9 protein-coding genes and 1 other RNA gene are annotated in these 12,714 nt (G+C 62.2%); 1 reads left to right on the top strand and 9 read right to left on the bottom strand.

All coding sequences use genetic code 11. The features are described from left to right. Positions 1-39 precede the first annotated feature (39 nt). From CAG25_RS27390 to dnaX, 5 genes are all read right to left on the bottom strand, one after another. Positions 40-1,188 carry an acyl-CoA dehydrogenase family protein gene (locus CAG25_RS27390; RefSeq protein ID WP_085613296.1) on the bottom strand — a complete coding sequence of 383 codons (1,149 nt, stop codon included), beginning with the start codon at positions 1,186-1,188 and terminating at the stop codon, positions 40-42. 71 nt (positions 1,189-1,259) lie between these two features. Further along, positions 1,260-1,862 carry a recombination mediator RecR gene (gene recR / locus CAG25_RS27385; RefSeq protein ID WP_007951652.1) on the bottom strand — a complete coding sequence of 201 codons (603 nt, stop codon included), beginning with the start codon at positions 1,860-1,862 and terminating at the stop codon, positions 1,260-1,262. 66 nt (positions 1,863-1,928) lie between these two features. After that, positions 1,929-2,963 (bottom strand): NADP-dependent oxidoreductase, encoded by a 1,035-nt coding sequence (locus CAG25_RS27380; protein ID WP_074687639.1) that lies wholly within the window; start codon positions 2,961-2,963, stop codon positions 1,929-1,931. Positions 2,964-3,225: 262 nt separating this feature from the next. Next, positions 3,226-3,564: a YbaB/EbfC family nucleoid-associated protein gene (locus CAG25_RS27375; RefSeq protein WP_007951650.1), complete on the bottom strand. Its 339-nt coding sequence runs from the start codon at positions 3,562-3,564 to the stop codon at positions 3,226-3,228. Between the two features lie 67 nt (positions 3,565-3,631). Next, positions 3,632-5,728 carry a DNA polymerase III subunit gamma/tau gene (dnaX, locus tag CAG25_RS27370; RefSeq protein ID WP_085613295.1) on the bottom strand — a complete coding sequence of 699 codons (2,097 nt, stop codon included), beginning with the start codon at positions 5,726-5,728 and terminating at the stop codon, positions 3,632-3,634. A gap of 145 nt (positions 5,729-5,873) precedes the next feature. Here dnaX and CAG25_RS27365 point away from each other — a divergent pair, with 145 nt between their 5' ends. Beyond that, the gene (locus CAG25_RS27365; protein WP_085613294.1) at positions 5,874-6,623 is read left to right on the top strand and encodes an ABC transporter substrate-binding protein; all 750 of its coding nucleotides are present in this window, start codon (positions 5,874-5,876) and stop codon (positions 6,621-6,623) included. Between the two features lie 9 nt (positions 6,624-6,632). Here the strand turns inward: CAG25_RS27365 and CAG25_RS27360 are convergent, their stop codons facing one another. From CAG25_RS27360 to ligA, 4 genes are all read right to left on the bottom strand, one after another. Next, on the bottom strand, positions 6,633-8,591 hold the full coding sequence (locus CAG25_RS27360) for a hypothetical protein (protein ID WP_085613293.1): 1,959 nt from the start codon (positions 8,589-8,591) through the stop codon (positions 6,633-6,635). Between the two features lie 245 nt (positions 8,592-8,836). After that, positions 8,837-8,933: signal recognition particle sRNA small type (gene ffs / locus CAG25_RS27355), an RNA gene on the bottom strand. Between the two features lie 111 nt (positions 8,934-9,044). Continuing rightward, a complete protein-coding gene (locus tag CAG25_RS27350) occupies positions 9,045-10,211 on the bottom strand; it encodes a putative zinc-binding metallopeptidase (protein WP_085613292.1) in 1,167 nt (388 codons plus the stop codon). 68 nt (positions 10,212-10,279) lie between these two features. Then, positions 10,280-12,637, bottom strand: coding sequence for an NAD-dependent DNA ligase LigA (gene ligA / locus CAG25_RS27345; RefSeq protein WP_085613291.1), 2,358 nt, complete (start codon positions 12,635-12,637; stop codon positions 10,280-10,282). Positions 12,638-12,714: the final 77 nt, after the last annotated feature.

The raw sequence follows: 12,714 nt of genomic DNA, 5'->3' as shown, positions 1-12,714 counted from the left end.
GGCTTGCTCGCGAATGGGCCGGCAGCCTCACTGCAAAATCTAAAGTCCCATCTGTTTGCTGATGATCTCGTTCATCACTTCCCGCGTCCCGCCGCCAATCGACAGAATCCGGTTATCCCGATACAGCCGCTCCACCAGACTTTCGCGCATATAACCCAACCCACCAAGAATCTGCACCGCTTCGTTGGTGATGCGGTCCGAAGTGTCCGTGGCAAAGTTCTTGGCCATGGAAATCTCCTTGATCACGCTCTGCCCCGCCGCCATCTTCGCTGCCTGCCGGTAGGTGAACTCCCGCGAGACTTCCAGCGCCGTGGCCATTTCCGCGAGGCGATGCTTGATCACCTGGAACTTGCCGATGGGTTTGCCGAACGCTTCACGTTCCTTCGCCCACTTCAGACTCTCTTCCAGCGCCAATTGCGCGGTCATGTTGGCCATCAGCGCCAGCGCCAGACGTTCGCTCTGGAAGTTGCCCATGATGCAGGCGAACCCCATGTTCTCCGCGCCAATCAGGTTTCCTAAGGGCACCCGGCAATCATCGAAGAACAATTCAGCCGTGTCCGACGCCCACCAGCCCATTTTCTTCAGCGGCCGGCCGACGGTGAAACCCGGCGTGCCCTTCTCGATCAACAACAGGCTGATGCCGCCAAAACCGGGCGCACCGGTACGCACCGCGACGGTGTAGTAATCGGCGCGCTCACCACTGGTAATGAAAGTTTTGCTGCCGCTGACTCGATAGTGGTCGCCATCGCGTACGGCGCGGGTCTGCAGATTGGCGACGTCGGAACCGCCGCCCGGTTCGGTGACGGCCAAGGCGCTGATTTTCTCGCCGCTGAGCACTAGGGGGACGACGCGGTCACGAACTTCAGGCCGGGCCCATTTGATGATCGGCGGCAATCCGATGTCGAGCGAGCCGAGCCCGGCGACCAGCCCGCCGGAGCCGCAACGCATCAGTTCTTCGCTGGCGGCGATCTTGGCGAACAGATCACCTTCGTGACTGCCGCCCAGCGCTTCGGGGTAACCGATGCCGAGGATGCCGGCCGCACCGGCCTTCAGGTACAGCTCACGGGGAAAGCTTTCGGCTTCTTCCCACGCATCGACGTCCGGCAGGATCTCGCGCTCGACGAAACGTCTGACGCTGTCGCGGACCATTTGGTGGCTGGGGTCGAAGTATTCCTGGAAGGCGGGCATCGGCGAACTCCATGGAAGGGTTCGCCGAACTTAACCGAGCGCTTGCTTGGTTTTCAACAGGATTGTGTGGCTCAGAGGGAAATCGGCTTGCGCCCGGCAAACGAGTGAGCCAGCGTGCCGCCGTCCACCAGTTCCAGTTCGCCACCCAGCGGCACGCCGTGAGCGATGCGCGAGGCGATCAAGCCTTTGTTCTGCAGCAACTGGGCGATGTAGTGTGCCGTCGCTTCACCTTCCACGGTCGGGTTGGTGGCGAGGATGACTTCGGTGAAGGTGCCCGCCTCTTCGATCCGCGCCATCAATTGCGGAATGCCGATGGCTTCCGGGCCCAGGCCGTCCAGCGGCGAAAGGTGCCCCTTGAGCACGAAGTAGCGACCACGGAAGCCGGTCTGCTCGACCGCGTAGACGTCCATCGGCCCTTCCACCACGCACAGCAGCGTGTCGTCGCGGCGGGTGTCGGCGCATTGCGGGCACAGATCGTCTTCGGTCAGCGTGCGGCACTGGCGGCAGTGTCCGACCCCTTCCATGGCCTGGCTCAAGGCCTGGGCCAGGCGCGTACCGCCGCTGCGATCACGTTCGAGCAACTGCAACGCCATACGCTGGGCAGTTTTCTGACCCACGCCCGGCAAGGTTCGCAGGGCGTCGATCAGTTGGCGAATCAAAGGGCTGAAGCTCATGGGGAAAAAGTCCGACAAAACAACGAGACGCGGTTTATACCCGCGCCTCCGGCCAGCGTCAAATCCTCAGTCCTGGGCGACCTTCACCACCAGTTTGCCGAAGTTGCGCCCCTCCAGCAGCCCGATAAACGCCTCAGGCGCCTGCTCCAGGCCCTCGACCACGTCCTCGCGGAATTTCACCTTGCCGTCGCGCACCCACGGCACCATGGCACTGATGAATTCCGGCTGTCGGTCGCCGTAGTCGTCGAACACGATGAAACCTTGAATCCGTACGCGTTTGGTCAGCAAGGTGCGTTGCAACATGGGCAGGCGATCCGGGCCTTTCGGCGCTTCCGAAGCGTTGTAGCCGGCAATCAGGCCACACAACGGAACCCGCGCCTTGGGATTGAGGAGCGGCACGACGGCATCGAAGACATGGCCGCCGACGTTTTCGTAATAGATGTCGATGCCATTGGGGCAGGCCTTGGCCAGTTGTTCGGCAAAGTCCGGCGCCTTGTGATCGATACAGGCGTCGAAGCCCAGTTCCTCGACCACGTATTTGCACTTCTCGGCACCACCAGCCACGCCGACGGCGCGCAGACCTTTGATCTTCGCCACCTGGCCGACCACCGAGCCCACTGCGCCGGAAGCGGCGGCGACCACCAGGGTCTCCCCTTCTTTCGGCTGACCGATGTCCATCAAACCCATGTAAGCGGTCATGCCCGGCATGCCCAGCACGCCGAGCGCCATCGACGGGCTCGGCAGGCCCGACGGAATCGGGATGATGTTGCGGCCATCGCTGATGCTGTGGCTTTGCCAACCGGTGGCACCGACGACCAGATCGCCAGGGTGGAATTTCGGATGACGCGACTGCTCGACCCGGCTGACAGCGCCACCGGTCATCACTTCGCCGATTTGTACCGGCGCCGCGTAGGACGGCGCGTCACTCATGCGTCCGCGCATGTAGGGATCGAGCGACAGATACAGGGTCTTGAGCAACACCTGGCCGTCCTCAAGGTCCGGCAGCGCCTCGCGCTCCAGACGGAAATTCTCGGGCGTCGGCGCGCCCACCGGACGCGAGGCCAGCACGAAGCGTTGATTGAGGGTCAGAGGGTCGGACATGTCGGCTTCTCCTTTGAATGATGAATTCGGGGGTATAGGAAGCAGACCCTTGGGGCGGTGGGGTGTTCGATGTTTATTCCGGCAAATCGTGTTGACGCTTTCGCGAGCAAGCCCGCTCCCACATTTGAAATGCAATCCCATATGGGAGCGGGCTTGCTCGCGAAGGCGTCATTACAGCCAACACATCTCTACCGGCCAGAAACAAAAATGCCAGGCGCACTGCCTGGCATTTTGTGTAGCTCATCTGTCGCCGGATGGCGAATCAGAACGGCAGTTTCATACCGGCCGGCAGGTTCATGCCAGCGGTCATGCTGCCCATTTTCGCCTGGCTGTTGGCTTCGATCTGACGCACAGCGGCGTTGACGGCTGCGGCCACCAGATCCTCGACCACTTCACGGTCGTCTTCGTCCAGGCCCGGCAGTACGCTCGGGTCGATGCTGACTTTTTTCACGTCATGACGACCGGTCATCACCACGGTGACCAGATCGCCACCGGCTTTGCCGGTGACTTCGGCGTTGGCCAGTTCTTCCTGCATCTTGGCCATTTTTTCCTGCATCTGCTGCGCCTGCTTCATCAGGCCGGCCATGCCACCTTTCATCATGGGAATCACCTCAAAAGTACTTGGATCAAAACAGCGCCCGGCCATACAGGCCGGACGCCCTCAGTTATTAGCCCTGACTGACCAGGGCGTCGACAGGTTCAATAGTATCGTGTCGCACGACCGCACCGAACTGCTGGACCATCTGCTGGATGAACGGATCGCCGTGGATCGATTCCTCCGCCTCGCGCTGACGGTTGGCACGGCGCCGGGACGCGGCCTGGGCCGGGGTTTCCTGCTCGGGCTTGATCAGCTCGATGGCCAGGGTCAGCGTGCGCCCGTGGAACTGGTTCAACGCATCGTTCAGACGACGCTGCTGGGTGGCGTTGAACAAGGCGCTGTGGGCCGGGTCCAGGTGCATCAGCCAGTGATCGCCATCGACCGCGATCAGCGTGCAGTTGGCGGCGATGCTGCCGGTCATGCCGGAGATCGGCAGTTGCGGGAACAGCTCCAGCCATTGCAGGGCCAGACCGGTGGCCGGCGCGGCGGCAGGTTCCGGCTCGGGCTCGGGGGCCGGTTCTGCAGCGTGTTCGCTGGCCAGATCGTCGAGGTAACTGTAGGCCGAATCCATGTCCGGCTCGATGTAGTCCTCGTCCAGCGGCGGCTCGTCGTCCATGTCCATGCCCGGCGTGGCAGCATCGACTTCGGCCACTGACGGTTCGGGGATTGGCGCGGCGGCCCACTCCGGGGCGTCCGGCACGACGCTGTCCGGAGTCGGCAGTGGCATTGGCGGCAAATCGGGTTGTTCGGCGGTGGTTTCCAGAACGGGCTCCACCGCTGGCTGCTGCACAGGCGCCGGTTCTACCGGGTCATTCCACGGCAGATCGACAACTTCCTCAACGGCAACCGGCTCTGGCTCTGGCTCTGGCTCAGGAACGGGTTCCGGCACAATCACCTGGGCAACCGGTGCAGGCTCGGGAGCAGGCGCAGGCGTAACCACCGGTGCTGGCGCGGGTGTGGGTGCAACAGCCGCAGCAACTACCGGCGCAGGTTTCGGCGCGGCAGCCACTGAGTTTGCGGAATCAACTGTGGCCTGGCTGATCCCCACTGGCTTTAGCGGTTGCCTCGGGGCGTCTGCCGTGTCCGCCGGCCGGAAGGCCAGCATCCGCAGCAGGACCATTTCGAAGCCGCCTCGCGGGTCCGGCGCCAGCGGCAAGTCGCGGCGGCCGATCAGGCCCATCTGGTAATAGAACTGCACGTCTTCGGCCGGCAACGCCTGCGCCAGGGCCAACACCCGGTCACGGTCGCCATGACCGTTGTCGACACCTTCCGGCAAGGCCTGGGCGATGGCGACACGGTGCAGCACATTGAGAATTTCCGAGAGCACGCCGTTCCAGTCCGGCCCCTGTTCGGCCAGATGGCGCACGGCTTCGAGCAACGCCTTGGCGTCGCCTTCAATCAGCGCGTGCAACACGTCGTAGACCTGACCGTGATCCAGCGTACCGAGCATCGCCCGCACATCGGCGGCCAATACCTTGCCTTCACCGAAGGCGATGGCCTGGTCGGTCAGGCTCATGGCGTCACGCATCGAACCGTCCGCCGCGCGGCCGAGCAGCCACAGGGCGTCGTCTTCGAACGGGACGTTTTCGGCGCCCAGAACGTGGGTCAGATGCTCGACCACCCGCTCAGGCGTCATGTTCTTCAGGGAGAACTGCAGGCATCGCGACAAAATCGTTGCCGGAAGTTTCTGCGGGTCGGTGGTCGCCAGGATGAACTTGACGTAGGGCGGCGGCTCTTCGAGGGTTTTCAGCAGCGCATTGAAGGAATGGCTGGAGAGCATGTGCACTTCGTCGATCAGGTAGACCTTGAAGCGCCCGCGGCTCGGGGCGTACTGCACGTTGTCGAGCAGTTCGCGGGTATCCTCGACCTTGGTCCGGCTCGCGGCGTCGATCTCGATCAGGTCGACGAAACGGCCTTCATCGATCTCGCGGCACACCGAACACTCGCCACACGGGCTTGAAGTGATACCTGTTTCACAGTTCAGGCATTTGGCGATGATCCGCGCAATCGTGGTCTTGCCGACGCCCCGCGTACCCGTGAAGAGGTAGGCGTGGTGCAGGCGCTGGCTGTCCAAGGCATTGATCAGAGCCTTGAGCACATGGGTCTGGCCGACCATTTCGCGGAACGAGCGCGGACGCCATTTACGTGCAAGAACCTGATAACTCATCGAAAACCGTCGCGGCAAAGGAAGCAGAAGCGGCTAATGCTAGCGGAGCAGGGGCAAAATTGCATCCGGTGTGCTCGTCTATTCTGGCTAAGCTGCATGGGCAGGGGCTTTTATCGGTTCGGGATCGGGAATTACCGGAGCGTTTATGCGGTGGGCCGTGGGGGCAATACTGGGAATCAGCCTGAGCGCGATGGCGTCGCAACCGCCGCTGCGCTTCGCCGTTGCCGACAGCTGGGCGATGCCGATGGTGCAGATCGAACGCGGCCGCCCGACCCAGGGCATCCTCTACGACATGATGCTCAGCCTCGCGACCCAGGTCGGCGTGCCGACGCAATTTCACGTCCTGCCCCGCGCCCGGGTGCAGAACGCCATGGAACACGGCGAAGTCGACGTGCGCTGCTATGCCGCACAATCGTGGCTGCCGAACCTGTCCGGCGATTACATCTGGAGTCTGCCGCTGTTCTTCCAGCGCGACCTGCTGATCAGCCGTCAGGGGTCGCCGGTCCAGTCCGACCCGGCCCACCTGCCCCGCCAGTCGATCGGCACCGTCCTCGGCTACAGCTACCCCACGCTGCAACCAATATTCGACGCCGACCGACTCTCGCGCGAAGACGCGCGCAATCAGGAGCAGGTGCTCGACAAACTGCTGGCCGGCCGCTATCGCTACGCCGTGAGCAATCAATGGACCCTGGACTGGTTCAATCAGCGCCTGCTGCCGGGGCAACAACTGCAAGCGGTGGCGGTGTTGCAGGAACAGAAGGTCGGTTGCTATGTGCGCAACGATCCGAACGTGCCGGTGCAGCAGATATTGAGGACGTTGCTGCGGATGAAAATGTCGGGGGAGATTGATGACATCATTCGGTTGTATACCGGCAGCTCGGGCAGTGAACCGTGAGCCCGACCCTCAATGCCCCGCCGTATCGCGAAACCGCTGGTACTCGTGATACTCGACCCACGCCACGACATCGTACGGCACGTAAAGCTTCAGCCTGGCCCGGGAGATGGCGATGTACACGGCGCAGATCCGCTGATCGAACGCGTAGGCGTCCTTGAACTTCTCGTTGGTCAGCAGCCCCGGTGTCAGTAGCACCTTGTCGAACTCCATGCCACCCGCCTCTTCCGCCAGCATCAGCAGGCAGCCGTTGCCGGCGTTGTCGATCATTCGGTTCAGGCGTGTCAGGTCGGCAATCATGAAACCGTTTTCCAGCTTGGCCTTGACCCGCAGAAACGACTCGTCGAACCGGTTGGCGTCGCACACAGCCTGCCAGTCGGGCAGATCGCTGAAGTACGGATGCACGCCGTTTTCGCTGAATTCGGAACGGTAGAAGTCCGGCTTGAACAGTTCGATGGCGGTGGCCATGAAATGCTTGAGTTCATCCTGAGTGCGCTTGTCCGGAAATCTGAACTTGCAGTTGGCATCGTGCAGGTGGATGGCCCAGATCATCGTGTCCCACGGCGATGCCGTCAGCACCACGCAGCCTTCGGGCGGCACGAACCCTTCTGGATATTCCTTGATCAGGACGTCAGCATCACTGGCGCCTTCGAACGGTATCTTGCCCTTCTGCGAGTGCCGGGCGATCAGCGGGTTGACCAGCCGCTCGACGTTGCGACCCGAACGCACGGAATAGCTGATATCGCTCTGGCGAACCTCACGGTGCCGTTTGACCGGCACACCGCTGGCCTGCTGGTACTCGTCGCCGAGGGTGATCAGCACTTGGCGGCCACGTTCGATGATCTGCAACAGCGACCCGGGAATATCCTGGCTCTCGTCGATCAGCACGTGCGTGTAGCGCGCCGGCACCACGCAACCAGCAATGCAGGCCCGCTTGATCATCAGCAGCGCTTCGAACCCGGTCTGGCTGCCCCACGCCGGGTTGAGTTCGAGATAGCCCCACACCCGGCTCGAATACTCCAGCAACACCTGAGCGTCCACGCTGGAGAGCGGCTGGTTGAAATGTGGAAGATGCTTCGCCGAAAAAGTGTGATCGCGGAAGCGGCAGTAGCGCTCGATCACCTTGAGGCAGAGTTCAAGGGTCGCCTGCCCGTCGTGGTGGCGAAAGCCGAAGATATTCAGTTCCTGCGCCAGCGCCTGGCGACTGAGGATCCGAGTCGCCCCTTCAGCCTGAGGCCTGCGCCCGAGCATCAGCGACTGTGCAAACGCCAGGAAGGTCTTGCCAGCCTTCTTCTCGCTCGGCCCCACCATGCGCTGGCGAAGGACTTCCAGCTTGGCCGGGGTGCGCGCCAGCAACAGAGTCTTTTCCGGGCGCAGGTGCTCCAGCAACGCCACCAGCAGATGGCTTTTGCCGATTCCTGCGTAGCCTTGAACGTGCAGGTCTTCGTCCAGATTGGCGCGGAAGGTTCTGACCAGTTTGTCCTGTGCCGGGCTCAACCAGCGCTCGCGGTAACGGGGCGTCACAATCGACTGGCTGAACGGGTCATGGCTGCGATGGCGCCGCACCTTGTATTCGAAGTCCCACTGGCCGTCGGGCAACAAGTAGTCGCGTGCGGATACTTCTTCGGCCAACAGAAAACGCAGGTTCAGAGGATTCAGGACCTTCAGGCCGAAATACAGTTTGCGCGGGTCGAACAGTCGCTGCGCTTCCGACAGCAGGCTCGCATTCGTAGACTGACGGGTGTCGACAGCCCACGCCAACAGCTTGGCCAGAACCTTCTCTGCCGCCACGGCGCCGAGATCCTGCTCTTTCGTCTGCACCAGATTCTGGATGACCAGCACCGCTGCCAATTCCGGATCGGTCAGGCTTTCGAGCGCTTTTGCGCCACCCGCCTGCAACAGGTTCGCGCAGGTTTCATCCGTGACGGGCAAGAACACAGGGCTGGATAGATCGGAATGTTCCGGGAGCATAAAACCTCGCGGCCAGGGCGCAGACCTTGCTGGGTCGATCCTGGCCAGACTCTTCATTTATTTCGGTGGCTGCGAGTATGCGGGATTGCAGGGGAAATGATTACCCTGTGTCGACGCCATCGCGAGCAGGCTCGCTCCCACAGGGTGTGCTGACTCGAACGCCAAATCGCAGGCATAAAAAAACCGCAGTGGGCGAAACCCATGCAGTTCGGTGTTGATTCGTTCGATGTTCGTTAAGGTGGTAACCCTACCAGCCACACCCCGGCACACAATGTTCCCGCTGTGGCTGCTGCCTTCCGGCTCTGACCAGGTTCACGGGTAATCGTTGCGGGGGGACCGATAGGGTCACCATAACGACGCTCACCTGTCGGCGAGCCGCGCCATTGTACCTATCTGAGACGAAGTTACAACCGCTCGTTGCAGATTAAAAATATGAAGGGCTTCAAGCACTTGCTATTGCGCCTGAAGCACCTCGTCCGCGCGGCCGCCCTCTTGCTGGATCACCAGATGAATGAAGTGCAGCTTGGCGATCGCCGCCGGCGGCAGGACAAACGGATAGAAATCCGGCTGGCCCATGCTGCGCGACAGTTCGTTGAGCATGCCGGCCAGTTCGATCCACGCGTTGACGAACGACAGGAATGCCGCGCCGCCGGGATGCTCCGGGTCGTACAGGGTGCTCGACGGAAACGGCTGGTAGTCGAGGTCCATCTCCCGGGCGCTCATGCCGAAACTCAACGCCGTATCCACCGCGTCCATCATGTGCAGGTAATGCGCCCAGGTTTCCGCCCAGTCCTCCCACGGGTGCATGGTGGCGTAGGCGCTGACGTAGTGCTGCGACCAGTCCGCCGGCGCGCCCTGTTGATAATGCCGTTCCAGCGCCTCGGCATAACTGGCGCGCTCGTCGCCGAACAGGTTGCGGAAGGAACCGAGCCACGGGCCGTTGTCGATCAGGCGATCCCAGTAGTAATGCCCGACCTCATGGCGAAAGTGCCCGAGCAGCGTGCGATAAGGTTCGTGCATCTGCGCCCGGACGCGCTCGCGGTGGGCGTCGTCGGCTTCTTCGATGTCGAGGGTGATCAGGCCGTTGGCGTGGCCGGTCATGGGTGCATTGCCTTGCAGATCGACGCCGATGAAATCGAAGGCCAGGCCGGTGGCTTCGTCGACGGTTTTCGGGACGACCGACAGGCCAAGGCTGATCAGTTGCGCGACCAGCCGCCGCTTGGCGATTTCCACCTTGCGCCAGCGTTCGGGGTTTTCCGGGACGGACAGGTCGGGGATGGTGCGATTCAGATCGCAGGCCGCGCACAGGGTGTCGTGATCATTGGCGGGCAGCAGCCAGTTGCAGGCCGCCGGGGTGTCGAGATTGGCGCAGCGCCGGAACAGCCCGGCGTCGGGATCGACGTCCAGCGTCCAGGTGCCCTCTTGCGGCCCCGGCTGCAACGAGGTCAGTCGACTGTGTTCCGGTTGATAACCCAGTGCCGCGTTGCAGGCCAGGCACTGGCTGTTGCGAAAGAACAGCGACTGGCCGCAGCGACACGGCCAAACTTTGCTGTTGCGCGAGGATTCGCCCATGAACGGCGCGACGATGCGGGAACTGAGCTGCTCGAAAAAGCGGTACATGGCGATCTCTCCCTTGGGCTTGCCAAGACTAGATCATTCCCGCGAGTTGATCGTTCCCGCGCGTTGCATCAGGCGGAAATACCGTGTCCTTTCAGGAACGCGATAAACGCCTCCTCATCCATGACCCTCACGCCCAGTTCGTTGGCCTTGGTCAGTTTCGACCCCGCACCCGGCCCGGCGACTACGCAGTGAGTCTTGGCTGACACGGAACCGGCGACCTTGGCGCCAAGGCTTTCCAGGTGTTCTTTGGCGACATCGCGGCTCATCAACTCGACCTTGCCGGTCAGCACCCAGGTTTCCCCGGCCAGCGGCAGGCCTTCGACGACTTTCTTTTCGCTCTGCCAGTGCATGCCGAAATCGCGCAGTTGCTTTTCGGCGTCTTCAGCCAGTTGACGATGCTCGGGCAAGGCAAAAAACTCGCGTACCGAATTGGCCTGCTTCTCCGGCAATGCCTGGCGCATGTCCAGCCAGTCAGCGTTCATCACCCCTTCCAGCGATTCGAACTTGTCAGCCAGCTTCTGCGCCCCGCCCGGCCCCACCGAAGGAATGTGCAGCTTGTCGAGGAAGCCGCCCAGCGTGGTGCTGGCGGCAAACTCGGCACCCAGCTCGCCCTGATCCTGAATCTGCAAACCGTGGCCCAGCAACTCGGTGATCACCTGCTGGTTGTGTGCATCTTCGAAGAAGCTGTGAATCTCGTGCGCCACTTCCAGACCGATGTCCGGCAGGTACGTCAGCACCTGCGGCAAGGCTTGCTGGACGCGCTCCAGCGACCCCAGCGAGCGGGCCAGCACCTTGGCCGTCTCCTCGCCGACATCCGGGATCCCGAGCGCATAGATGAAGCGCGCCAGCCCCGGCTTCTTGCTGTCTTCGATAGCGGTCAGCAACTTGTTGCTCGACACTTCGGCAAAGCCTTCGAGGTCGACGATGTCGTCGAACTTCAGCGCGTAAAGATCGGCCGGCGAATTGACCAGACCTTCGTCCACCAACTGCTCGACGCTCTTGTCGCCAAGACCTTCGATGTCCATCGCGCGACGGGAGACGAAGTGAATGATCGCCTGCTTGAGTTGCGCACCGCACGCCAGTCGGCCGACGCAGCGATACACCGCGCCTTCGCTGATGGTTTCCTTGCCCTTGCTGCGTTTGACCAGTTGCGTGCGTTCGACATGGGAACCACAAACCGGGCAGCTCTCGGGAATCTGCACCGGCCGCGCGTCTTCGGGACGACGCTCGGTGACGACCTGCACCACTTGCGGGATCACGTCACCGGCGCGGCGAATGATCACCGTGTCGCCGATCATCAAGCCCAGCCGGGCCACTTCATCCATGTTGTGCAGCGTGGCATTGGCCACGGTGACGCCGGCAACCTTGACCGGTTTTAACCGCGCCACGGGTGTGACGGCACCGGTGCGGCCGACCTGGAATTCCACATCGAGCAGTTCGGTGAGTTCTTCCATCGCCGGGAATTTGTGGGCGATGGCCCAGCGCGGTTCACGGGCGCGGAAACCCAGTTCGCGCTGATCGGCAATGCTGTTGACCTTGAACACCACACCGTCGATTTCATAGGCCAGCGAATTACGGCGTTCGCCGATATCGCGGTAGTAATCCAGGCATTCGCCAATGCCCTTGGCCAGCTTCAATTCGTGGCTGATCGGCATGCCCCAGGCTTGCAGCTGTTTGAGGTTGCCGATGTGAGTGTCGGCGATGTCGTGAGAGACCTGACCGATGCCGTAGCAGCAGAATTCCAGCGGGCGGTTGGCGGTGATCTTCGAATCCAGCTGACGCAGGCTGCCGGCGGCGGCGTTGCGCGGGTTGGCGAATGTCTTGCCGCCGACTTCCAGTTGCGAGGCGTTGAGGCGTTCGAAACCGGCCTTGGACATGAACACTTCGCCGCGCACTTCCAGGGTCGCCGGCCAGCCCGTGCCGTGCAGCTTCAGCGGGATGTTGCGCACCGTGCGCACGTTGACGCTGATGTCTTCGCCAGTGGTGCCGTCGCCGCGCGTGGCGCCGCGCACCAGCACGCCGTCCTGATACAGCAGACTGACCGCCAGACCATCGAGTTTCGGCTCGCAGCTGTATTCCACCGCCGCGCCACCGCCAAACAGATCGCCGGCCGGCAGATCCAGACCCTCGGTCACCCGACGGTCGAACTCGCGCATGTCGGTTTCCTCGAAGGCGTTGCCGAGGCTGAGCATCGGCACTTCGTGACGCACCTGGGTGAACGCGGTCAGCGCGACGCTGCCCACACGCTGGGTCGGCGAGTCGCTGGTGATCAGTTCCGGGTTGGCCGCTTCCAGCGCCTTGAGCTCGTGGAACAACCGGTCGTACTCGGCATCCGGAATGCTCGGCTCATCGAGGACGTGGTAACGGTAGTTGTGCTGATCGAGTTCAGCGCGCAGCTCTAAAATGCGGTCTTTGGCGGCAGTCATGGGTGTTCTCTCATAAAGCAAAAGAGCAGCCGAGGCTGCTCAATCTATTTTGCCGATTGCCTCTTTATGACGAGGCA

It is taken from the genome of Pseudomonas sp. B16(2017) (assembly GCF_002113205.1).
Taxonomy (GTDB): Bacteria; Pseudomonadota; Gammaproteobacteria; order Pseudomonadales; family Pseudomonadaceae; genus Aquipseudomonas; species Aquipseudomonas pharyngis.
This window is presented reverse-complemented; position numbering and strand designations above follow the sequence as displayed.